19 protein-coding genes and 4 pseudogenes are annotated in these 22,785 nt (G+C 67.7%); 18 read left to right on the top strand and 5 right to left on the bottom strand.

The window, feature by feature from the left end; translation table 11 throughout:
- The 12 genes and pseudogenes from E3T40_RS16885 to E3T40_RS03500 form a co-directional block, all read left to right on the top strand.
- A pseudogene (locus E3T40_RS16885) lies at nt 1-415 on the top strand (HNH endonuclease); the annotation flags it as partial.
- 84 nt (nt 416-499) lie between these two features.
- Nucleotides 500-868 carry a DUF4440 domain-containing protein gene (locus E3T40_RS03550; RefSeq protein ID WP_104099425.1) on the top strand — a complete coding sequence of 123 codons (369 nt, stop codon included), beginning with the start codon at nt 500-502 and terminating at the stop codon, nt 866-868.
- A gap of 110 nt (nt 869-978) precedes the next feature.
- On the top strand, nt 979-2,214 hold the full coding sequence (locus E3T40_RS03545; protein WP_104169550.1) for a hypothetical protein: 1,236 nt from the start codon (nt 979-981) through the stop codon (nt 2,212-2,214).
- A 142-nt stretch (nt 2,215-2,356) separates the two neighbouring features.
- Nucleotides 2,357-3,067 carry an ATP-binding cassette domain-containing protein gene (locus tag E3T40_RS03540; protein WP_134542656.1) on the top strand — a complete coding sequence of 237 codons (711 nt, stop codon included), beginning with the start codon at nt 2,357-2,359 and terminating at the stop codon, nt 3,065-3,067.
- Nucleotides 3,068-5,158 carry a YhgE/Pip family protein gene (locus E3T40_RS03535; protein ID WP_134542655.1) on the top strand — a complete coding sequence of 697 codons (2,091 nt, stop codon included), beginning with the start codon at nt 3,068-3,070 and terminating at the stop codon, nt 5,156-5,158.
- 61 nt (nt 5,159-5,219) lie between these two features.
- Nucleotides 5,220-5,813, top strand: coding sequence for a TetR/AcrR family transcriptional regulator (locus tag E3T40_RS03530; RefSeq protein WP_104099429.1), 594 nt, complete (start codon nt 5,220-5,222; stop codon nt 5,811-5,813).
- A gap of 8 nt (nt 5,814-5,821) precedes the next feature.
- A complete protein-coding gene (locus E3T40_RS16880) occupies nt 5,822-6,316 on the top strand; it encodes a DUF3151 domain-containing protein (RefSeq protein WP_369828345.1) in 495 nt (164 codons plus the stop codon).
- Nucleotides 6,317-7,603: an adenylosuccinate synthase gene (locus tag E3T40_RS03520; RefSeq protein ID WP_104194329.1), complete on the top strand. Its 1,287-nt coding sequence runs from the start codon at nt 6,317-6,319 to the stop codon at nt 7,601-7,603.
- A 244-nt stretch (nt 7,604-7,847) separates the two neighbouring features.
- Nucleotides 7,848-8,507, top strand: coding sequence for a GNAT family N-acetyltransferase (locus tag E3T40_RS03515; protein WP_241981654.1), 660 nt, complete (start codon nt 7,848-7,850; stop codon nt 8,505-8,507).
- Nucleotides 8,508-8,694: 187 nt separating this feature from the next.
- The gene (locus tag E3T40_RS03510; protein WP_134542659.1) at nt 8,695-9,687 is read left to right on the top strand and encodes a DMT family transporter; all 993 of its coding nucleotides are present in this window, start codon (nt 8,695-8,697) and stop codon (nt 9,685-9,687) included.
- A 211-nt stretch (nt 9,688-9,898) separates the two neighbouring features.
- Nucleotides 9,899-10,225 (top strand): annotated as a pseudogene (locus E3T40_RS03505) (chorismate mutase); the annotation flags it as partial.
- A gap of 101 nt (nt 10,226-10,326) precedes the next feature.
- Nucleotides 10,327-11,280 (top strand): SDR family NAD(P)-dependent oxidoreductase, encoded by a 954-nt coding sequence (locus E3T40_RS03500; RefSeq protein ID WP_104194327.1) that lies wholly within the window; start codon nt 10,327-10,329, stop codon nt 11,278-11,280.
- Nucleotides 11,281-11,395: 115 nt separating this feature from the next.
- Here E3T40_RS03500 and E3T40_RS03495 read toward each other — a convergent pair whose 3' ends face one another.
- The 3 genes from E3T40_RS03495 to E3T40_RS03485 all read right to left on the bottom strand — a co-directional run bounded on the left by E3T40_RS03495 (nt 11,396) and on the right by E3T40_RS03485 (nt 15,422).
- Entirely contained in the window at nt 11,396-12,349 is a 954-nt protein-coding gene (locus tag E3T40_RS03495) for a hypothetical protein (RefSeq protein ID WP_134542654.1), read from the bottom strand.
- Nucleotides 12,350-12,534: 185 nt separating this feature from the next.
- Nucleotides 12,535-14,844 carry a phosphoribosylformylglycinamidine synthase subunit PurL gene (purL, locus tag E3T40_RS03490; RefSeq protein ID WP_104169558.1) on the bottom strand — a complete coding sequence of 770 codons (2,310 nt, stop codon included), beginning with the start codon at nt 14,842-14,844 and terminating at the stop codon, nt 12,535-12,537.
- 116 nt (nt 14,845-14,960) lie between these two features.
- Nucleotides 14,961-15,422, bottom strand: coding sequence for a DUF3817 domain-containing protein (locus E3T40_RS03485; RefSeq protein ID WP_104169559.1), 462 nt, complete (start codon nt 15,420-15,422; stop codon nt 14,961-14,963).
- Nucleotides 15,423-15,575: 153 nt separating this feature from the next.
- Here E3T40_RS03485 and mgrA point away from each other — a divergent pair, with 153 nt between their 5' ends.
- The 5 genes and pseudogenes from mgrA to E3T40_RS03460 all read left to right on the top strand — a co-directional run bounded on the left by mgrA (nt 15,576) and on the right by E3T40_RS03460 (nt 19,575).
- On the top strand, nt 15,576-16,601 hold the full coding sequence (gene mgrA, locus E3T40_RS03480) for an L-glyceraldehyde 3-phosphate reductase (protein WP_104169560.1): 1,026 nt from the start codon (nt 15,576-15,578) through the stop codon (nt 16,599-16,601).
- A gap of 147 nt (nt 16,602-16,748) precedes the next feature.
- Nucleotides 16,749-17,267: a hypothetical protein gene (locus E3T40_RS03475; protein WP_233194022.1), complete on the top strand. Its 519-nt coding sequence runs from the start codon at nt 16,749-16,751 to the stop codon at nt 17,265-17,267.
- A gap of 121 nt (nt 17,268-17,388) precedes the next feature.
- Nucleotides 17,389-17,652, top strand: a pseudogene (locus E3T40_RS03470) (IS1380 family transposase); the annotation flags it as partial.
- Nucleotides 17,653-18,029: 377 nt separating this feature from the next.
- Nucleotides 18,030-18,362: a helix-turn-helix domain-containing protein gene (locus tag E3T40_RS03465; protein WP_104169562.1), complete on the top strand. Its 333-nt coding sequence runs from the start codon at nt 18,030-18,032 to the stop codon at nt 18,360-18,362.
- On the top strand, nt 18,355-19,575 hold the full coding sequence (locus tag E3T40_RS03460; RefSeq protein WP_134542653.1) for a type II toxin-antitoxin system HipA family toxin: 1,221 nt from the start codon (nt 18,355-18,357) through the stop codon (nt 19,573-19,575). Before E3T40_RS03465 ends, E3T40_RS03460 begins: the two co-directional genes overlap by 8 nt.
- Before the next feature lie 633 nt (nt 19,576-20,208).
- On the opposite strand, the gene E3T40_RS03455 is transcribed toward E3T40_RS03460, so the two are convergent.
- On the bottom strand, nt 20,209-21,573 hold the full coding sequence (locus E3T40_RS03455; RefSeq protein ID WP_104169564.1) for a wax ester/triacylglycerol synthase domain-containing protein: 1,365 nt from the start codon (nt 21,571-21,573) through the stop codon (nt 20,209-20,211).
- Between the two features lie 438 nt (nt 21,574-22,011).
- Nucleotides 22,012-22,686 carry a DUF6544 family protein gene (locus tag E3T40_RS17495; RefSeq protein ID WP_370287861.1) on the bottom strand — a complete coding sequence of 225 codons (675 nt, stop codon included), beginning with the start codon at nt 22,684-22,686 and terminating at the stop codon, nt 22,012-22,014.
- On the opposite strand from E3T40_RS17495, the pseudogene E3T40_RS03445 reads away from it, so the two are divergent.
- A pseudogene (locus E3T40_RS03445) lies at nt 22,624-22,782 on the top strand (IS4 family transposase); the annotation flags it as partial. The gene E3T40_RS17495 and the pseudogene E3T40_RS03445 overlap by 63 nt on opposite strands.
- Nucleotides 22,783-22,785 lie beyond the last annotated feature (3 nt).

The raw sequence follows: 22,785 nt of genomic DNA, 5'->3' as shown, positions 1-22,785 counted from the left end.
GCCGGAGACGGGGGCGGTGCTGTCGGTAGGCCGGGACCGGTACGCGGTCCCGGAAGACCTGAAACGGTTCCTCCGGGTGCGAGACAAAACCTGCCGGTTCCCGGGCTGCAACCGGTCGGCGGCGCATTGCGACCTGGACCATTCCCTGGATTGGCAGTTCGACGGCCTGATCGCGCACGACAACCTCGCGCATCTGTGTCCGGCGTGTCATGCGTTGAAGAGCGAGACCGGGTGGCGGGTGTTGCACCTCGGTGGCGGCACGCTTGAGTGGACGTCGCCGACCGGGCGCACGTTCGTGAGTGAGCCGGCCACGGTCATCCGCTCGGCGTCGCCTGTGCCGAGACCCGCACCGGAACCGCGCACCCCTGCGGCTGAGTTCGAGCCCGATCCCGAGCTCGACCCGGCGCCGTACTGACGGGCGGCTCGCCCGGCCGCAGATCCAGAACTCAGTCCCACCCCCAGCGGCTCAGTCGCTGCTTTGAGGGGCTAGCGTTGGGTCATGACTGCGATCACTGACGATCTGCCCGCCCGCCTCCTTCACGAAGAGCACGAAGGGTGGCAGGCGATTCTCGCCGGCCGCGGCGGAGACTATTACCGGCGAACGATGACCGCGGACGGACTGCTGATCCTGCCGGGCAGGATCGTCACCCGCAACGAAGCGATCGCCTTCTTCAAGGAGATGCCCGCCATCACGAGCTACCAGCTCCGCGAGCCGGCCGTGGTGCGCCAGAACGAACACGCCGGGGTGCTCGTCTACCGGCTCCTGGCCCACCGCGGCGACGAGGTGATCGAGGCGAACGCGGCCACGACCTACGTATTCGCCGACGGCGGCTGGTGCGTCGCGACGCACCAGCAGACCGCCCTGTAACGACCGGAGAGGGGCAGCTTTTCCGCTCCGCTGGACCGTCCCGGCAGGGTTGTGAACGCCGGAACCCGGGGATACCGTGGTAGACAAACTGCCACAGAAAGGACTCCGCAATGGCTGATTTCGGTAATGAGGGGCTCGCGGACTTATACCGTCGATCCGGTTCGGTGTCGAGTGCCTACGTTGACGTGACCCAGGATGCGCAGAACCCCCGGCGCACCTCCTCCCTGCGCCAGCGCACACTGCGGGAGGCGCTGACCGATGCCGGTGCCCCGGAGATCGACATCAGCACCATCATCGAGCTGATTGAGGAGCCGCCGGGCGTGGGCGGTCCGATAGGCAGGCTGATGTTCGTGCGGCAGGGCGTGGTCGAATTCAACGAGGTGCTCTCCGGGGAGCCGCTCGGCGAGTTGCTGGTCTCCTACGGGCCGGTGCCCGCTCTGATCCCCCTGCTGATCCACCGCCCACGGGACCTCAGGTACGTGGTGGCCGAGGCCGGGCGCGACGGCGGCGAGGTCACCCTCTACCGGCTCAGCCGCTCGCACCCGGTCTCCAAGGTGAAGGTGGAGGGCGACACGGAGTTTCTCACGAAGGTGGGTTCCGAAGACGACTTCCTCGCGAACGGGCGCTATCAGCACCGCACCGAGGAGGTGTGGAAGCGCAACGAGGGCCAGATCGCCGCCGCGATCGACGAGGTCGTGCGGGACAGTAAGGCTGAGCTGCTCGTGCTCACCGGCGACGTGCGTGCCCGCCAGTTGCTCGTCGACCAGCTCTCTCCCGCCAGCCGCGAGGTGCTGCACGTCGTTCCCACGAACACCCGCCCGGGTGGTGCCACGCAGGAGGAACTCGAAGGTGACCTCAATCGCCACCTCGCGGCGATTCTCGCGCAGGAGGAGCACGACGCCCTCGAGCGGCTGGGGACGGGACAGGGCAGCGGCCTCTGCGAGCTCGACTTCGCGGCCGTGGTGCGGGCCCTGCAGCAGGGCCAGGTCGATGTGCTGATGCTGGCCCCGGACCGGATGGCGGGGACGACTCTGATCGCCCTCGACCGCGAGCCGTGGCTGGCAGCCACCTCGGCCGATGCCCTCGGCGCAAGTGAGCTCGGCTCGGTGCCGGCCGCCGACGCGCTGATCCGTGCGGCGATGCTGACGGATGCACGGGTGATGGTGGTGTCTCCCGGGGAGCTTCCGGCGGAGACGAGCGCCGCCGCTCTGCTGCGCTGGTCGACCCTCCCGGCCCCGGCCGAAGCTCCCACCCCCGCGGAGGCCGAGCTCGCGAAGCTTCCCAGCCGCGGCGATGCGGTGACATTCCCGCGTCGTCGCGCAGCATCCGGTACTCCGGAGTCTTAGCCGCGGCCAGAACGGCGTTCAACGTGGCGAAGGCCACGTCACCGTCCGGGCGGCACCCGGGGCGCGCCGGCCTGAGCCTAGGCACGCGGCACGTCGATCTCTTGTTCTATACTGACTAGTCAGTACAAACGAGAGGATCGACGTGCAGTCGACAGTGAGGGCGCACGACCTGGCCCTGCGATTCAAGCGGGGCTCGGTTTACGGGCCCCTGAGCTTTGAGGCCGGCACCGGCCTCACCGTGCTCTGCGGCCCCACCGGCAGCGGCCGCACCAGCCTGATGCTGACCCTGGCCGGTCGCATGAAGCCGAGCGAGGGAACCCTCGAGGTGCTTGGCCACGAGCTGCCCCGCCGGGCCCGCCGGGTGCAGAAGCGCACCGGCATCTCCGGCTTCCACGACATCGACACCCTCGAGGAATCGGTCACCGTCGGCGCCGCAATCCGTGAGCGCACGGCCTGGATCTCCCCCTGGTGGGCGTTCATCCGCTCGGTCGACGACACCGAGGTGCGCCGCGTCTGCGCCCCCGTGTTCGGCGCCGTGCCGATTCCGGCTGCTGACACCGTGATCTGGGACCTCAATGAGGTGCAGACCGTGCTGCTGCGGGCCGCGCTCGCGGTCATGAACGAGCCGAGCATCCTCTTCTTCGACCAGGTCGAGCAGGTGCACGCACCGGAGTCCCGGCGCATCCTCTGGCAGCGCCTCGCCTGTGTCGCCGCCGCCGGAACCAGCGTGATCGCGTCCGCGACCGCGCCCGAAACCGAGATGTGGGCCGAGCTCGGCATCGACCCGGCCGTTGTCGTGATGACCAAGGCCGGGATGACCCCGGCCGTCCCATTGAATCAGGAGACCCGCTGAATGTTCGCCTTCCTCTCCTCCGGCACCGAGCTGCACCGCTTCGGCAAGGGCAAGATGCCCAAGATCGCCCTCGTCGTGCTCATGTTCATCCCGCTCATCTACGGGGCGCTCTACCTCTGGGCCTTCTGGGCGCCCGACCACGAACTCGACCACCTCCCCGTGGCGCTCGTCAACGGAGACGCCGGCGCCAGCCGGGACGGCGAACCGGTCACCGCCGGCCAGGATCTGGTTGACGAGCTGGTCGACGGCCACGAGCTCGGCTGGACCGTGACGAACGGGGCGGATGCCGCCGCGGGCGTCAGGGACGGCGACTACTACTTCTCGGTCACCATCCCGAGCGACTTCTCGGCCAGCGCCGTCTCCGCCGGCACCGACACCCCGCTTTCGGCCAACGTGCAGGTCGACTACAACGACAGCAACAGTTTTCTTGCCACCACCATGGGCAAGCAGGCCATGGTTCAACTGCGGGACGCGGTCGCCACCGAGATCGGCGACCAGACCGTCAATGCGCTCCTGGTGGGGGTGAATGAGGCCGGTGACGGCATCCGTTCGGCAGCGGGTGGCGCCGGCCGGCTGTTCGACGGGCTCACCACAGTGTCGGCCGGGACCGACTCCCTCCTGGTCGGCCTCGATGCCCTTGCCGAGGGAGCGCTCACCCTCGACGACGGCGTTGCGCGCCTCACCGACGGCGCCGGCACCCTGGCGACCGGACTGGACACGCTGTCCGACGGCGCCCGGGCGCTCGCCGGCTCCTCGGTGACCCTCTCCAACGGCACCGTGCAGGTGTCCGAAGGGATGCAGGCCGCCGCCACGGGTGCCGCGACCCTCTCCGAGAAATCGGTGCAGCTCGCCGACGGCGCCGACCAGATCGCCGCGGGAACCGGCACGCTCGCCGGCGGTACCGCCTCGGTGTCGACCGGACTGCACGACCTGCTCCTGCAGATGCAGGCGGCACCGGAAGGCACCCCCGCGTCGGCGTTCCTGCCGGCCGTGGAGCACCTCGGCGCCGGCGCCGGCGCCGTGAACGCGGGTGCCCAAGGCGCGCTCACCCAGACCCAGACCTATGCCGGGCTCAGCGACCAGTTCTCCACCGGAGCCGGGGAACTCTCCGGCAAGCTGATCGCCGGGGCTTCCGGCGCCGCCCAGGTGGCCACCGGTGCCGGGCAACTCTCGGCCGGCGCGTCCTCCCTGGCCGAGGGGGCCGCCACCGCGGCCTCCGGGGCAGACTCCGTACTCGCCGGCAGCGAGCTGCTGAGCGAGGGCACGGGGTCACTGTCCGACGGCACCCGGCAGCTCGTCGACGGAGGCGCGAGCCTGAACACCGGCGCCGCCGAACTCGCCGTCGGCAGCGGCACCCTCGCCGACTCCCTCACCACGGGCGGGCAAAGTGCCCCCGACCTCACCGCGGACCAGATTGCAGAGAAGACGGCCGTAATCGCCAGCCCGGTCACGCTCGTGCAGAAGTGGGAGAACGCCTCCGACAGTTTCGGCGAGGGGTTCGCACCCTTCTTCCTGGCCCTGGCCACCTTCGTCGGCGGGCTGATCACCTGGCTGATCCTGCGGGCTCTGCCTACCCGGGCCCTCGCAAGCGCCGCCTCCGGGCTGCGCTCGACCATGACCGGCTTCCTGCCGGCGATGGCCATCGGGCTCGCCCAGGTCGTGATCATGGTGCTCGTGCTGGTCTACGGCATCGGCCTGCAGCCCGAACACTGGTTCGGGATGAGCGCGTTCCTCTACCTGACGACGCTCGCCTTCCTGGCTCTGCAGCAGATGTTCATCATCCTGCTCGGCACCGCGGCCGGCCGCGTGGTCAGCCTCGTGCTGCTCATGCTGCAGCTGAGTTCGTCGGGCGGCACCTATCCGGTGGAGACCACGCCCGTGTTCTTCCAGGTGCTGCATCCGTTCATGCCGGCGTCGTACGTCGTGACCGGGCTGCGCGAACTGATCACCGGAGGCATCGACTCTAGACTGTGGGTTTCGGTTGCCGTTCTCGCCGTGATGCTGGTCGGCTCGATCGCGATCAGCGCCTGGAGCGCCGGCCGCCAGCGGATCTGGACCGTGGGCCGGCTGCACCCCGAACTGACCATCTAGCGCGGCCCCGGCACCGAACCGAACCTGCCGGCACCGAACCTGCCCGTGGAAAGGAACTCCAATGGCACGCGCCACCGGAACGAAACGCGCCATCCTCGACGCCACGCTGGAGCTGGCCGCGACCAGGGGCATCAGCGGCACCACGATGGATGAGGTCGCCGAGCGGGCCGGGGTGGCCAAGGGCAGCCTGTATTACAACTTCAGCTCCAAAGACAAACTGTTCGAGAAACTGCTGCAGGAGGGGGTCGGCGCGCTCGCCGAGACCCTCCGCGCCGCGTCGGCCGGCCTGCACGGCAGCGCGGCCCTCGAGGCGCTGGTGCGCGCGCTTCTCGACCGGATCGCGGCGAACACAGCACTGTCCAAGCTGATGGCGGCGGAGATCTTCCGCACCGACCGCACCTGGCAGAAGACGCTCTTTGCGCTGCGGCACGAGGCCCTCGCCGTGTTCGCCGACGCGATCGCGGAGGCGAAGCCGGGCAGCCGTGCCGACGCGACCTGCGGTCTGATGGCGTCGAGCGTGTTCGGCGCCGTGCTGATGGCGGGCCTGGAATGGCTCGTTTTCGAACCGGACCGGCCGCGGGACGAGGTCGCCGCGGCCATCCTCGGTTCCCTCTCCGGCGGCCTGTTCGGCGAGGAGCGGTCCGGGCCTTGTTAGGATCGAGTGTGACCGGCGACAATTTGATTAAGCAGCCCGAGACCCTTCTTCCCGCGGAACCGGAGGTGATCGAGGCGCTCCGCCGAGCCGATAGCGGCAGCATTTCCGGCGTGGCGGAGGCCCATCCGACGTCCTCCCTGGCGTGGGCCGTGCTGGCCGACGCCACGCACCTCGAGGGTCGAACCCTGGAGTCCTATGCCTATGCGCGCGTGGGCTACCACCGCGGCCTCGACGCGCTCCGCAAGGCAGGCTGGCACGGCCAGGGCCCGGTGCGCTGGACCCACGAACCCAACCGCGGAGTCCTGCGGGCGCTCTATGCGCTGCGCCGGGCCGCGGGCGAGATCAATGAACAGAACGAGTTCGACCGTCTCACCACCTTCCTGAACGGCGCCGATCCCACGGTGATCAGCCGCCTTGATCAGGAGACCATCACACCGGACGGCTACCGGGCCACCGACCCGGCCCCGCCCACCGAGGCGTTCTTTATCCGAGGAGAAAACTAAATGCCAGCGATCGTTCTGATCGGAGCCCAGTGGGGCGACGAGGGCAAGGGCAAGGCCACCGACCTCCTCGGCAGCCGGGTTGACTACGTGGTCAAATTCAACGGCGGAAACAACGCTGGCCACACCGTGGTCATCGGCACCGAGAAGTACGCGCTGCACCTGCTGCCGTCGGGCATCCTCACCGCCGGTGTCACGCCGATCATCGCCAACGGCGTGGTCGTCGACATTGAGGTGCTCTTCGAAGAACTTGACGCGCTGATCTCCCGCGGCGTGGACGTGTCCGGACTCAAGGTGAGCGCCAACGCTCACATCATCACCCAGTACCACCGCACGGTCGACAAGGTCACCGAGCGTTTCCTCGGCAAGCGCCAGATCGGTACCACCGGCCGTGGCATCGGCCCGACCTACGCCGACAAGATCAACCGCGTCGGCATCCGCGTGCAGGACCTGTTCGACGAGAACATCCTGCGCCAGAAGGTCGAGGGTGCCCTGGCCCAGAAGAACCACCTGCTGGTCAAGGTCTACAACCGTCGCGCGATCACGGTCGACGAAATTGTCCGGGACCTGCTCAGCTACGCCGAGCGTCTGCGCCCGATGGTCGCCGACACCGCCCTGCTGCTGCACGAGGCCCTCACCGCCGGAAAGACCGTGCTCTTCGAGGGCGGCCAGGCCACGATGCTGGATGTCGACCACGGCACCTACCCGTTCGTCACCTCCTCGAACGCGACCTCCGGCGGCGCCGTGACCGGCTCGGGCATCGGCCCGAACCGGATCGACCGGATCATCGCCGTCGTCAAGGCGTACACGACCCGCGTCGGCGCCGGCCCGTTCCCGACCGAACTGTTAGACGAGTCGGGCGAGTTCCTGCGCGCCAACGGTTTCGAGTTCGGCACCACCACGGGGCGCCCGCGCCGCTGCGGCTGGTACGACGCGCCCGTCGCCCGCTACACGGCCCGCATCAACGGGGTGACCGACTTCGTGCTGACCAAGCTCGACGTGCTGACCGGCCTGGACACGATTCCCGTCTGCGTCGCGTACAGCGTCGACGGCGTGCGCTTCGACGAGGTGCCCGTGTCGCAGTCCGACTTCCATCACGCGAAGCCCATCTTCGAGGACTTCCCCGGCTGGACCGATGACATCACCGGCGCCCGCACCTTCGAGGACTTGCCGCGGAACGCGCAGGCCTACGTGCTCGCGATCGAGAAGATGAGCGGCGCCCGCATCTCGGCGATCGGCGTCGGTCCCGGCCGTGAGGAGATCATCTCGCGCCACGATCTCGTCGACTGAGGCAAGCGCGGCTGTGGGCGGCGGTCTGCGGGCTGTGGGCCACGGGCTGTGAACGGCGGGCTGCGGGCGGTGCTGAAGGCCTCCGCCCGGTGGTGCCCTGACGAATCCGACGGAGATTTTGCTGCTGGAGGACGAAAACCGGTCCGCGGCATCCGGTTTCGCCAAAATCTCCGTCGAATTCGTTCGCGCCGACCTGACCGCTGCCGTTCATTCGGTGGCAACCTGGCGCTGCCACAGTGTCGGCATGACTGCCGAACGACCTCAGAGCATCGCCATCGTGGGCCACTATGTGCGGCTCGAACCTCTCACCCGTGCGCTGCTGTCCGAGCTGCACGGCGCGATCGCGCATCCAATGGTTTTCGACGGCGGTTTTGGCGGCGGCCCGGGCGGGCTCCGCACGAACCCGGCCGAGTTCACCGACTGGGCGGATGCCTACGTTCACTGGGCGGGACTGCCCTACGCGGTGCGCTTGGCCGGCGGCCCGCACGCCGGTGACCTCGTGGGCATGTCCACGCTCGGCGACCTGCACCTGCAACACGAGTCGGCCCACGTGGGCTGGACCGCTTACGATCCGCGGGTCTGGGGCACCGCCGTCAACGCGGAGACGAAGCTACTACTGCTCGGGCTGGCCTTCGACCACGGGTTCGGGCGGGTGAAGATCCAGGCGGATGTGATGAACGCGCGGTCCTGCGCGGCCATCGCGGGCATCGGGGCCACGTATGAGGGGATTATCCGCCGGGAGCGGCGCCGGGCCGACGGCAGCTGGCGGGACACCGTGATCTACTCGATCCTCGACAGCGAGTGGCCTCGGGTGCGGGCCGGGCTGCGGGCGCGGCTCGACGGGTACGGCGCGCGTTCGGTTCAGTACCGGGTGCGGCCGCTCGAGACGAGAGACGTGGCCTGACGGCGGCACCGCCGGATGCCCGTTTGCGTGCTCCGGCGCGCCCCGGCGCGTTCCGGCGTGCTCCGGCGCGTGCTGCGGGCCGCGGTCGAGCGCGTCCGTGCGGAGTGTCGGCGGGGCGCGGTACAGTCGGCAGGTGAGAGACGTTCCCGCCGCCGGACGAACCCGGGTCACCCTGCAGTTCCTGGGCATGGGTGTGGTCTGGGGATCCAGTTTCCTGTTCATGAAAGTGGCCCTCGAGGGGGTCACGTTCGGCCAGGTGGCGTGGTCGCGGCTGGTGCTCGGCGGTTTCACGCTCGGCCTGATCGTGCTGGTCAGCCGTCCGCGTGTGGCCAATGGGCCGGTGCTGCCGCGCGAGAAGGTGGTCTGGCTGCATTTCCTGGTGATCGCGATCACCGGATGCGTCGTGCCGCACCTTCTGTTCGCGTGGGCGGAGCAGTACGTGTCGTCGAGTCTGGCCAGCATCTACAACGCCGTGACGCCGATCATGACCGCGGTGATGGCGACGCTCGCGTTCCGGGTGGAGCGGCTCGCGCGCGGGCAGGTGGCAGGCATCCTCGTGGGCATCGCCGGCGTGGTCGTGATCATCGCGCCGTGGCGCTACGCGGCCCTGACCGGCGACCTCTGGGGCCAGCTGGCCTGCCTGGGCGCGGCGGTCTGCTACGGCTTCACGTTCGGCTACACCCGCCGGTTCCTGAGCGGCCGGCCGATCGCCCCCGCGACTTTCGCGTTCTTGAACATCGGCATCGCCGGGGCGATCATGCTTGTGGCCACCCCGGTGGTGGCGGCGCATCCGGTGGCACTGACCGTGCCGATCGTGGCCGGACTGCTCACTCTCGGCGCGCTCGGCACTGGCGTGGCCTACATCTGGCACATCAACGTGCTGCGCGCCTGGGGACCGACGAACGCGTCGACGGTGACGTATGTCACACCCGTCGTCGGGGTGCTGCTGGGGGTGCTCGTGCTCTCGGAGACCTTCTCGTGGCACGAGCCGGCCGGGGCGGCGCTGGTGCTGCTCGGCATCCTGCTGACCCAGCGGCGGCTGCGCTTGCCTGGGTGGGCGGGGTCGGCGCGGCGGTTGGCGCGGCCGGTGAGGGCGGCCCGGCCGGCGGAGTCGTCTGGGTCGTCCGGGTCGTCCGGGTCGGCGGAGTCGCCCGCGCCGCTGCAGCGGTCACGGAGTTAATGGCGACCGGTATGGCGCCGGAATCGACACTTCCGGTCGAGATCGACTCGCGCGCCGGGCGAAGTCGACCGGAACTGTCGACCTCGGCGGAGCGGGCGTGGAATGCGTTGAAGCGGGTGGCCGCTTCCGGGTGGTAGCCCGCGGCCTCCATCGAAGACGGCGGGCAGTGCCGGTCGTGCGGTCACCGCGCGCGAAACGGTATCGTCGAACCATGGCTGCACACGAGGAATTGCCCGCCGGCGCGGGGCAGGAAGCGATCGACGAACTGGGCAGCATCCGTCAGAGTATCGACAACATCGACGCCGCGCTGATCCACTTGCTGGCGGAACGGTTCAAGTTCACCCAGCAGGTCGGACGGCTCAAGGCCACGCACGGCCTGCCCCCCGCCGACCCCGAGCGGGAGCTGCTGCAGATCCAGCGACTGCGCGGACTGGCCGAGGAGGCTCGGCTCGACCCGGCCTTCGCCGAGAAGTTCCTGAACTTCATCATCGCCGAGGTCATCCACCACCACGAGAAGATCGCCGGCACCGAGTCGGCGAACGGGTCCGCGCCGCGAACTGCGGGGGCACGAACGGATGTCGCACGGCCGGTCGTGGGCACCAGCCCCGATTCTTCCGCCACCACGTCGCCGGCCACCTCATGACTTCTCAGACCTCCGCGCTCCCCGGGGCGGCGCGCGCCCTTCCGGCCCAGTTCGGGAAGACCTTCGTCGTCACCGGCGCCAACGCCGGCCTCGGCTACTTCACCACCGAGCAACTCGCCGCCGCGGGCGCCCACGTCGTGCTGGCCTGCCGCAATCTCGCGAAGACGGAAGCCGCGGTCGCGGCCATCCACGCCCGGGTGCCCGGGGCATCCGTGTCGGCGATACCGCTGGACCTGAGCGACCTCACCCAGGTGCACCGTGCCGCGGACGCGCTGCTGGAGTTGCCGCGGATCGATGGGCTGATCCTGAACGCGGGCATCGTGCACCCGCCGCGCACGCGCGAGCTGAGCCCCGACGGGCACGAACTCGTCTTCGCGACCAACTACCTCGGCCATTTCGCGCTCACCGCGCGGGTGCTGCCGGCTCTGCGGCGCACGCCCGGCAGCCGGGTCGTCGCGCTCGGTTCGATGATTTCGCGGCTGCTGGACTCGCCGCTGCTCGACCTGCAGTTGGAGTCCGGCTACAACCGGTGGAAGGCCTACGCGCAGTCGAAGATCGCCATGCAGGTGTTCGGCTTCGAGCTCGATCGACGGCTGCGGGCGGCCGGAGCCGGCGGCACTGACGGGGTGCAAAGCCTCGTCGCACACCCCGGTTACTCGATTTCGGGTCTGACGCCGGGCATCCGCGGGGTCAATCAGCCGTCGCGTGCGAGCCGGTTCGCCGACACCCTGCAGTCCTTCGGTGCTCAAGGCAAGGACGCCGGGGCCTGGCCCACGGTGAGTGCGGCCGTCGACCCGGATGCCCGTGGCGGCGACTACTACGGCCCTCGCTATCTCACGCGCGGCCTGCCGACGCTGCAGGAGCCCACGCGCACCTCGCTCGACCCCGCGGTCGCAGAGTCGCTCTGGTCACGCTCGGAGCTCCACCTCGGCGCCCCCTTCTCGATCTAGCGGGCGCCCCGCTGCACGGCCCCGCGTGCGCTCAAAATGCCGCCATGCAATGGGGAATGACGGCGTTTCTAGCGCACGCGACCTCCTGGAGAGGGTGTGGGGCTGGAGGTGGGATTTAGGGGATCCAACCGCGATCGAGAAGGGCGGTGCGAATTCGGGCGATGATCGCACGGGGAGAGTGGGATTTGTTGACACGGATGACCCGCCACCCTTCTTCCATGGGCTCGTCCAGCCGGTCGATGTCGCGGTGAAACTGTCGTTCGTCTTCGCGGTGCTGCCCGCCGTCATACTCGATCAGGACCTTGTAGCGCAGGTAGGCGAGATCACCCAAGGCCATGAAGGCGCCGTATCGATTGACGAGGGTCAGGTTCACTTCCGGCTCCGGCAGGCCTGCCCGCACGATGAGAAGTCGCAGCACTGTTTCCTTTGCAGAATCGGTGCGCGGACGGACCAGGGCGAGGGCCTCGCGGAGACGACAGGCACCGGGCAAGCCCGCGTGCCGTGCAACGGCCACGTGAAGTTCCGCCATCGTGGCCGGAGGCCGCTGTCGGCGCACGAGGGAGTCGCCAATGATGATCAACTCATCGAGGGTGAGGACCGTCGACAGCTGGACCCACGCGTCGACCGCTGAAGCGACGGCGAGGTGTCCCACCGAAACGACGCGCACCCGGCCCAGCGGAATCAGATGTCCGCGCACGCCCTTGCCCCGGCGGCGCCGGGTCCGAATGCTTGTGCCGACATCCACGATTGACCGCTCGAGGAGTCGCGCGGGGAGAGGCAGGCCGTGGAGAAGCGCGGCCGTCGCGTGGCTGAAGAACTGATCTGACGGCATCCGCACCGCGTAGTCATAGGCCCGGGTGCGCGCTGCTGCACGGATCCGGGCCCAGCTGTCCGCGTCGCTGATGGGGGCCGGTGACGGGCCGCGCCCCACAGGCGCCCGCACGCCGTGGAAGGGCCGCGCGAGGTCGCTGCGCCGCAGTCGCCCGGAATTGACTCCCCACTGTCGAGCGTCGGCGACGGAAAACGGCCCATCACCGAGCCCGGCCGGCAGCTCAGAAGGCGTTCTCATCGCACGATGATGCCACCCGCTGCGATTCGCACGGTGCTCTATCCACAGGCGCCGACCGCAGGCGCTCGTTCGTGCGCGGAAAGTGCCACTTTGATCCCGGCGATGGCGGCCGATTGGTCGCACGCAGGGGCGAAACGGGGTCGGTCGGTCGGAGGGGAGCGGGAGAACGGGCGGAGGAGGAACCCCTACTGCGCGAAACGGGAGGGGAGGGTGCTGCGGTGACGCGTCTGCAAGTCGGCGAGCGACACCGTGAAGTGGTCCTGGATCTCCAGGCTCGCCGAGGTCGAGTCCGTCACGCCGATGCGCAGCACCGGGTAGCCCCGCCCTTCGCAGAGGCCGAGGAACTTCACGTCGTCTTCCCGAGGAACCGATACGATCACGCGCCCGGCCGACTCCGAGAACAGGGCGACGGATGCGTCGATCCCGTCGCGCTCGCAGATGTCGCCGAGCCACACGCGGGCTCCGACCCCGAACCGAAGCACCGCTTCGGCCAGCGTCTGCGCCAGCCCGCCCGAGCTGAGGTCGTGGGCGCTGTCGATGAGCGCCTCGATCGACGCCGCGTGCAGCAGCCCCGCCAGGGCGGCTTCGCCGGCCAGGTCGACGACGGGCGGCAGCCCGCCCAGGTGGTCGTGGATGACTTCGGCCCAGGCCGAGCCGTCCAGTTCCTCGCGGGTCACGCCGAGCAGGTAGATGTTGTGGCCGTCGTCCTGCCAGCCGCTGGGCACGCGGCGGGCGACGTCGTCGATCACGCCGAGCACGGCGACCACAGGGGTCGGGTGGATCGGCTGGTCGCCGGTCTGGTTGTAGAACGACACGTTACCGCCGGTGACCGGGATCTCGAGCGCCAGGCATCCGTCGGCCAGACCGTCGACGGTCCGGGCGAACTGCCACATCACCTCGGGGTTCTCCGGCGAACCGAAGTTGAGGCAGTCGCTGATGCCGACCGGCACCGCGCCGGTCACGGCCACGTTGCGGTAGGCCTCGGCAAGAGCGAGCTGCGCGCCGCGGTACGGGTCGAGCTGGCAATAACGGCCGTTCGCATCGGTGGCGATGACGAAGCCGAGGCCCGACTCCTCGTCGATCCGGATCATGCCCGCGTCGTCGGGGAACGAGAGGGCCGTGTTGCCCATCACGTAGCGGTCGTACTGGTCGGTGATCCAGCTCGGGTCGGCCAGGTTCGGCGAGCCGAGCAAGGCCAGGAACTGCTCGCGCAGCACCTCGGGTGAGGTCGGGCGGGGCAGCGCGGAGGCGCTGTCGGCCTGCAGCGCGTCGAGCCAGGTGGGGTAGGCGACCGGGCGGTCGTAGACCGGCCCGTCGACCGCGACGGTGCGCGGGTCCACATTGACGATCTCCTCGCCGTGCCAGTCGATGATGAGCCGGCCGGAGTCGGTGACCTCGCCGAGCACGCTGGTCTCGACATCCCATTTGGCGGTGACGGCGAGGAAACCGGCGAGCTTCTCCGGGGTGACGACGGCCATCATGCGTTCCTGGCTCTCGCTCATCAGGATCTCTTCGGCCGTCAGGGCGGGGTCGCGCAGCAGCACCTTGTCGAGCTCGATGAACATGCCGCCGTCGCCGTTGGAGGCAAGCTCGCTGGTGGCGCAGGAGATGCCTGCGGCGCCCAGGTCCTGGATGCCCTCGACGAGCTTCTCGCGGTAGAGCTCGAGGCAGCACTCGATCAGCACCTTCTCGGCGAACGGGTCGCCGACCTGCACGGCGGGGCGTTTGGTGGGGCCGCCTTCGGAGAAGGTGTCCGAGGCGAGAATGGATGCCCCGCCGATGCCGTCGCCGCCGGTGCGGGCTCCGAAGAGCACCACCTGGTTGCCGGTGCCGGTGGCGTTGGCGAGGTGCAGATCCTCGTGGCGCAGCACGCCCACGGAGAGCGCGTTGACGAGCGGGTTGCCCTGGTAGACCTTGTCGAACCAGGTCTCGCCGCCGATGTTGGGCAGGCCGAGGCAGTTGCCGTAGAAGGAGATGCCGGACACGACGCCGTGCACGACGCGGGCGGTGTCGGGGTCGTCGAGACGTCCGAACCGGAGGGCGTCCATCACGGCGACGGGGCGGGCGCCCATCGAGATGATGTCGCGCACGATGCCGCCGACGCCGGTCGCGGCACCTTGGAACGGCTCGATGTAGGAGGGGTGGTTGTGCGACTCGATCTTGAACGTGACCGCCCAGCCCTCGCCGACATCCAGCACGCCGGCGTTCTCGCCCATGCCGACCATGAGGTTCTTTTTCATGGCGGGGGAGACCTTCTCGCCGAACGAGCGCAGGTACTTCTTCGAACTCTTGTAGGAGCAGTGCTCGCTCCACATCACCGAGTACATCGCGAGCTCGCCGCTCGTGGGGCGGCGGCCGAGGATCTGTCGGATCTCGGCGTACTCGCCCGGGGTCAGCCCCAGCGCGTCGAACGGCTGCTCTTTCTCGGGCGTCGCAATCGCGTTTGCAACGGTGTCGGCAATGCCGCGGGAGGGTGTGGTGGTAACAGCGGTCACGAGTGGCGTTCTCCCAGAGATAACGAATGCTTGACCTAACGAGTCTACCCGCCGCGCCGCTCCAGCGCCGGTTCCGAGGCCGCCCGGCTATAGCCTGGCAGCGGCCTGGCCGCCCGCTAGCTGCGCCCGCCGGGAGGACCCAACGACAGCATCACCGTCATGATCGCCACCGCGGCCACGGCGAAACTGCTGACCAGGATCACCGGACGGTTCAGCATCCAGCGCAGCAGCGTGCCCACCCAGGTGTGGTCGCGCGGGTCGTCGGTGGCGACGCGGCGCCAGTCGCCGTCGAGCCGGCCGGTGCGGTCGAGACGGATGTCGAACGGCACCGTCGCGTAGGGCACGATCGCCGTGGCGACGGCGAGCACCATCAGCCGGACCGGCCAGCGCTGGTTCAGGCCCACCAGCACGGCGGTCAGGGCGTAACTGATGAAGACGAACCCGTGCAGGGAGCCGGCGATCCGCACCGGGGTGCCGCCGGCATCCGCCACGTATTTCAGCAGCATGCCGCCGATCAGGAGGGTCCAGGTCACCGCCTCAGCGATGGCGATGGTGCGGTAGAAGAGGCGGGGAGACACGGGGGAACACTCCAGGGGGTGGGGAACGGGACGAAAGAAGGGGGGAGCTTCGATCTTCGCAGGGTTGCGGGGGAGCCGCGCATCGGCCGAACGGATGACACGGCGGATCAGTGGGGCAGAGGGCTACCCAGCCGACTGTGCGAGTCTGAAGGAATGACGTACCTTCCCGCAGACACCCGTTACGACTCCATGCCCTACCGCCGCACCGGTCGCAGCGGCCTCAAACTTCCCGCCATCTCGCTGGGCCTCTGGCAGAACTTCGGCGGCACCGCGCCGATGGAGACGCAGCGTGCCATCCTGCGCCGCGCCTTTGACCTGGGCGTCACCCACTTCGACCTGGCCAACAACTACGGGCCGCCCAAGGGCAGCGCCGAGAGCAACTTCGGTGTGCACCTCGCTCAGGACTTCGCCCCGCACCGCGACGAACTGGTCATCTCGACCAAGGCCGGCTACGACATGTGGCCGGGCCCGTACGGCAACTTCGGCTCGCGCAAGTACCTGCTCTCGAGCCTCGACCAGTCCCTCGGCCGGATGGGCCTGGACTACGTCGACATCTTCTACTCCCACCGGGCCGACCCGGACACCCCGCTCGAAGAGACCATGGGCGCGCTGCATACGGCCGTCACGAGCGGCCGGGCGCTGTACGCCGGCATCTCCTCGTACTCGCCCGAGCGCACCCGGCAGGCCGCCGCGATCCTCGCCGAGATGGGTACGCCGCTGCTGATCCACCAGCCCTCCTACTCAATGTTCAACCGGTGGGTCGAAGACGGACTGCTCGACACCCTCGACGACCTCGGCGTCGGCTGCATCGCCTTCTCCCCGCTGGCGCAGGGGCTGCTCACCGACCGCTACCTGAACGGGGTGCCCGAGGGGTCCCGAGCCTCGCAGGCCGGCTCGATGAGCCGCGAGATGGTGAACGACCAGACGGTGGGGCGCATCCGTGCCCTGACCGAGATCGCGGATGCCCGCGGTCAGTCGCTCGCCCAGCTCGCCCTGTCGTGGGTGCTGCGACGCGAAACCGTCACCACGGCGCTCGTCGGCGCCTCCTCGGTGAAGCAGTTGGAGACGAACATCGCCGCGATCGACAACCTCGCGTTCACCGACGCCGAGATCACGGCGATCGACGAGCACGCCGTCGACATGGGCATCAACCTGTGGGAGCCGTCCAGCGCCGTCTAGCCTGGCGACATCGACGGATGATTCGGGCGGGCCGCTGCGGCGCCCGCGCCGTGATCGCCGGGAAACTTTCCTGGACAGTTTATTAAAAGCAGAGTTATCCTTTTAATGAATCGTACGATGAGATCGAGGAGACTGCTAGTGGCAAGAATGAGTGTGGAAGTGGAACTCGAGAAGGGCCAGGTGACGAAGTACCGGCGTCACGAGAACGGGCGTGGACTGGTGTCGCCCGGTGCCCAGGTGAACCCGAGCGCCTACGTGTCGAGCGCAACGTATGTGGAAAGTGACGCCCAGGTCGGGCCTGAATCGTGGATCGGGCAGGGGAGCTGGATCGACCACGGGGCGATCATCGGCGCGCGGGTCTTCGTCGGCGCGAACGTGCATATCGGAGCCGATGCGATTGTCGGAAACGAGGCGCGCCTGGCCAGCAACACGGACATCGGCCGTGGGGCTTTCATCGCCGATGGTGCGGTCATCGACCACGAAATTGCGGTCCCGGAGTTCACCGACGTCAGTGCGCGGCCGACCGCCCGAGCACGCACGGTTCCACCGGGGGGCCTGTCGGCGGCATCCGGTCCCGACCGTGCCGGATGGCGGCGAACCTGGGGTGCTCGACGCACGCCGTCACCTCGCCTGCCGGTCCCCCCGGTGTTGGTCACGGTGTCCTAAGCCTCAATCCACCGGTGAGGCTGGGGAATTGACGGCGCGTAAAACAGAGAATGCCTTCCAGATCAGGAAAAGTAGAACTTACTTAGGGTTCATTTCGACTGACACGAAAGGCATCTCGTAGATGCAATTTTTCCATAGATCCACGGCCTTGTCAGCGTCCTTCGATGACACCAATCTCGTGTCGGCCGCCGGACTCGTCCCTGCGATGATGTTGGCCGCCTCCACAGGCCTGGGCGAGCTTGCCAGCCGGTGGTTGACGTTGCCGGGGTACTTCGGGGCGAACGCGGGGTTGAAAGTCACCGCGTTGGTCGCGGGGATGCTCGCCGGCGCGGACTCGATCGATGACATGGCTCTGCTCCGCCACGGCGGGATGAAGAAACTCTTCGCCGATGCCAGACATCAGGCGCTTGCGCGGAGATCGAAGGGGCCATTCGCCCGGCTCGTTCGGCCGCCTGAAACCATTCACCCTTGGAGTCAACTGAACTCGAGGCAGTCCCTTGTGAGTCTTGTGCGTCTTGTGCGTCTTGTGCGATTTGTGAGTCTTGTGAGTTTGGGCCGCACCCGACATTCCTGCCAAATGTGGGCACGCGTGAACCTCTCCGCCCGTAAAGGCGCCGGAGTCTGCCCGCCACACGCCCGACGCGCGGCACACTCGTCCGGTGCGCTGCGATCCGCCGCAGACGGAAAACCAAGCTAATGCAGAGTATGAAATGCTTTATAAGCGTTAGTGTATAAAATAATAGGCGTTAGGGAGGAGATTCAATGGTCGAGAAGCGATTAACCCCCATCCCCGTCCGGCGTGCTCTCCGTGAACTTGGTATGGACATTCAGACGTGGCGGAAACTTCTCGGGTTGACTGCGGCGCAGGTCGCCGATCGCGCGGGCATGAGCCGGGCAACCCTCCACAAGCTGGAATCGGGGCAGGGAGGCGTCAGCCTCGAGACCGCGCTGCGTGTCTTCCGGGCACTTGGAATCATGGACACGGTCGTTGAGAGCGCCGACCCTTATCGCAGCGACATCGGCCGGCTTCGCTCCGAGGAAGTTCTCCCGCAGCGTGTGCGTCAGAGCCGGCCGAAGAAACAGGCCGATGTCTGACGCGGAAGTCTGGGTGCAAATAGACGGTGTCGACGTCCGCGCGGGCACGGTCTACGCGCATCGTCGACGCAACTCCGAGAGCGCCACTTTCACCTACGACATCGATTATCTGGCCAGACCAGACGCGTACTCGTTCGATCCGGGGCTACCCCTCTCATCCGGGTCTTTCAACACTGCGGACGGGCGTCGCCTTTTCGGGGCGTTCACGGACTGCGCTCCCGACCGCTGGGGACGCAAACTCATCGAAAGATCCGAACATCACCGTGCCGCACAAGGCGGTGGAGCTGAACGCAGTTTCGGCGAACTTGATTACACGCTCGGTGTTCGCGACGACCTTCGTCAGGGCGCCTTCCGGTTCCGTCATCCGGGGACCACTGATTGGCTGGGGCCGGCGGCTGCAAGCGTGCCGCACCTGGTCGGCCTGTCGAGGCTTCTCCACGCTGTTGAATCTGTTGAGAGCGACCATCCCGATGACGAATCGTTGCGGCTACTCCTGCGTGCGGGAAGCTCTATCGGTGGTGCCCGGCCCAAAGCTGCCGTTGTCAACGGCCGGGGTGCATTGCTCATTGCGAAGTTCCCCCGTGTTGCCTCCGACGAATGGGACGTCATGGCGTGGGAGCAGCTCGCTCTGACGCTGGCCAGCCGGGCAGGCATTCGAACGCCGCGCAGTGAATTGATGAGTGTCGCAGGCCGGAACGTGCTGCTGCTCAACAGGTTCGACAGAGTCGGGGATCGTCGCATCGGATATGTGAGCGCTATGACGATGCTCGAAGCAGTTGACGGCGAGCACCGCAGCTACTTGGAAATCGCCGAGGTCATTGAGCAGTCATCCTCATCTGCGACGCGTGACCTTCGCGAGCTGTGGCGCCGGATCGCGTTCTCAATCCTGATCTCTAACACCGACGACCATCTCAGAAACCACGGGTTCCTCCGGTCGGACACCACACGCAGCTGGGACTTGTCTCCCGCGTTCGACCTCAACCCCAACCCGGCAGCGGGACCCAAGGAGTTGTCCACGTCCATCGACTACGACACCTTTTTCGCGGACACCGCCGCCCTCCTAGACGTGGCTCGGTACTTCCGTGTGAAAGACGCCGTCGCATTGCTATTAGAAGTCAAGGCCGCTGTCTCCGGGTGGGTCGTGGAAGCCCGCCGACTCAACATCCCGGAAAGCGAAATTGACCTCATGGCTGGCGCGTTCGTTGCCGGATGAGCCCAGCAGGCTGGACGGGCCGAGTGTTCAAGTACCCGACGCCGGTAGCGGGGGTTTCGCGATCTGATTCATCTGCTCACGCTGGCGCTGAAGAGCCGGAGCGAGCACGGTATCAGCGATTTCCGAGACCAGGCGTGGAACTAATCGGATAAGCCGTTTGCGGGGCTTTGTTGCGCGTAGGCCAACTGCGCGCAACAGAGACTCGGCCGATGGAACTCTCCCTCGCTCCGTATCCGCTAGGGGTTCTGCGAGGATTGAATCCCATTAGATGCTGACCGGACTCGCCCGGCCGACCATTGGCGTCGTGCAGATCGTCGGGAACAACGTTATTGGTGGATGGCACAACCCGCGCCCGCAGTAGTTTCTTCCCGACGTGCCCGGCTTCTAGGGCTGAATGTCGGCCAAGGAATTTATTGCGGGGACTCGGGCGACTCGTCGCGATCGACCGGCGCATCCTGGGCGGTCTCGTCGGAACGTTACCCGGCAGCGGCCCCGACGCGACTTTCCCAAATTGCCTCAGTAGAACCTTCGTGCAGGGCCTTGGCCAGTGGCAGGAGAGTTCGGCGTAGGAGCGCTCGCCCCGCAGGGTGCAGTAACCGCCTCTCTTTGCTGAGATCGACGAGGGCGACAGGCTCACCTGGCGAGCTCTGCTAGCTCCTCGGCGAGCAGACCCTGCAGCGTGGCCAAGTCGGGGCAAGCATCGGGGTCGGCGATGAGAGTGATCGTGAGATCGCCTGCGTATGAGAGCACAGTGAATGAGACGGTCACGTTTCCCGTCGCGGCGCTCAGCGGGACAATCGCGGTGACCGGGCAGCCAAAGATTGAGAGTCGCTGTTCTGGCCCGCGCAAATTGCTTACAAAGGTGTGGATTAGACGCTGCCGGTCGACGAACCATTGGAATAGTCCCAGCTGCGCGAGCACCCGGAAAAACGGGCCGAGCAGGGCGGTCGTCGCACCGGGCGACGACCGTTTGGCCTTCCGGGTCCCCTCTGCTACGAATCGCAATCGACTTTCCGCGGCGCCGACGCCGGGTACCCGGATCGGGATAACCCCGCTGCGATTGCCTAGGTCTCCGTGCGTCGTGGCGCGCCGCTCGGAGAACGGCACCGAGACGATGAACCGGTCGACAGCCTCGTCGCGCAACGCGAGGAGCCGGTGCAGTGCGCCACCGATCGCGGTGAGCACGACGTCGTTGACCGTGGCTTTCTGGGCGTGACCGGCGTTGCGGATTTCGTCCAGCGCCACCGTGACCGTAGCGAGGCTTCGTCGCGGGCCGGTCGGTCGGTTGAGCGAGGTTGACCTCAGGCGCGTCCACCGCACCGACCGCAATTCCCGGGCCGCATCAAGGAGGCGGCGCAGCAGAGCGGGGAGAGCTCGCAGTGAACCTAGCCGGCGGGTCCAGGCGTCGATGGCGAGCTGGCGAATGGATGCTTGCGGCCGCGGGAAATCGGATTCACGCGTCTTCGGGCCCACGGCCCTGGGCGTCCCGGTAGCGTCCGACTGGTCGACGAGCCCGCCCAGCACGACCAGGCCAGCCACGCCGTCGGCGAGCACGTGGTGAAAGACGACGATCAACGCGGCTTGGTGCCGCGCTACTCCGGTGACAAGAGTGGCTGCCCAGAGCGCACGGGTGCGCGGCAGCGGAGTGACGAGCAGCACTGCGGCTAGATCGAGTACCGCCTGCTCGCCCCCGGGGGCCGGGCAGGGGACGACGCTCACGTGCTGGGTCACGTCGAAATCGGCATCGTCCGCCCAGATCGGACGTCCGCAGCCGAACGGCGCGGGCACGAGCCTCTGCCGTAGGCGCGGCACGCCCGGTAGACGCTGGGCGAGAAGGTCGACAGCCCGCTCGACATCGAGCCCAGTCCCCGTACCGAGCACGTCAGCCGTGTCGATGATCAGCACGGCACCTACCTGCAGTGGCGAGGCTCCACGCTCGGTTGCCAGCGACATCAGATCGTCGGTACTCACCCGGTCGATCGAAAACGACACCCCCATTTCCCCAACCTATACCCACGGCAATCGGGCACGTCGTGCCTGTGATTGAGCCTGGCAAAAACACGGACAATCTCGACCACCGGCGGTGTGGCGAACCCCGACATGAACCCGTTCTCTCGGTGCGTGGACTTGGTGACGGATGTCTCATCACTGATGCCACCGGATATGCGGCCTTAGGATTCCCGGAGGCTCCAGCTACCACGAGGGCGAGCGAACACGGTGCGCAACGAGACCCGTTTGGTGTACTAGACCGACCTTCGAACTCGGGCTGGCGCGCCGGCCGCTGTGGCGTCGGGGTTGTAGGTGATGGTGTATTGGTTGTATTCGAAGTAGACGAACTGGTCACGGGGGGGCAGTGGGATGCCAACGGCCGTCGCCGCGGGTGGCGAGTCGCCGGGTGCCGAAAGCTCGGTAGTCGCTCACGGGTGTCGACCAGAGTTAAGGGGTGAAGGTGGAGCCGTCCGGGGTGGTGCTCATCCGGTCGTCGGAGATGAAGTCGACGAGGTCGCCGTCGCAGAAGGTCAGGTCGGCGGTCACGGTCTGCGCACCGTTGGTGAAAACCCCGCGGACATGGCTGTCGTCGAGGGGCTGCCAGACGATTGGGGCGTCAATGAACGCCGCGGGGGCGAGGATGCAGAGGTCGTTGAACAGTGTCACGGTTTCGGCCCGATCCATCTCCGGCCCTGCAGCATTTGCCATCGGCAGCATCGAGCACAGCTTGACGCGCATGGTGGCGGTGCGCCCGACGAGGACGTGGAGGACGTCGACCGGCAGGCCGAACATCGTGGCGTCCATCCAGAACAACCGGCTGGGCGCGGGCCCGTAGGTGTTGACCTGCTCACCGGTGTAAGTCATCCATCGCGACGTGGCGCTGGCACGTATCCGGCCGTGAATATTGGCGCGCAGGGAAGACACCCGGGGTTGACCGACTGCCCCGGAGCGACGGACGTGCTCGGCGACCAGCCGTGGCAGGTGGGCCAGGTTGGCTTCGGTCACGGCTACGCCGGAGCGCGGTTGGGCTTCGCTGAGCGCGGCCTGGACGCGACGGGAATCTGGGGGCACCTCTGTTGCCACTACGCGATCCGCACGCTCATGGTTGGGGCCGCCCAGCATGCTCGCCGTGACCCCGACCGGGTCTCTTTCGTTGCCGCACTCCGCATCGCCCGCCGTTCCGTGGCCCAGGGCGCTTTTTCCACCTCCGCAGCCTGACCA

This window comes from Cryobacterium sp. TMT1-19 (assembly GCF_004403055.1).
In the GTDB taxonomy this organism is placed as follows: domain Bacteria; phylum Actinomycetota; class Actinomycetes; order Actinomycetales; family Microbacteriaceae; genus Cryobacterium; species Cryobacterium sandaracinum.
This window is presented reverse-complemented; position numbering and strand designations above follow the sequence as displayed.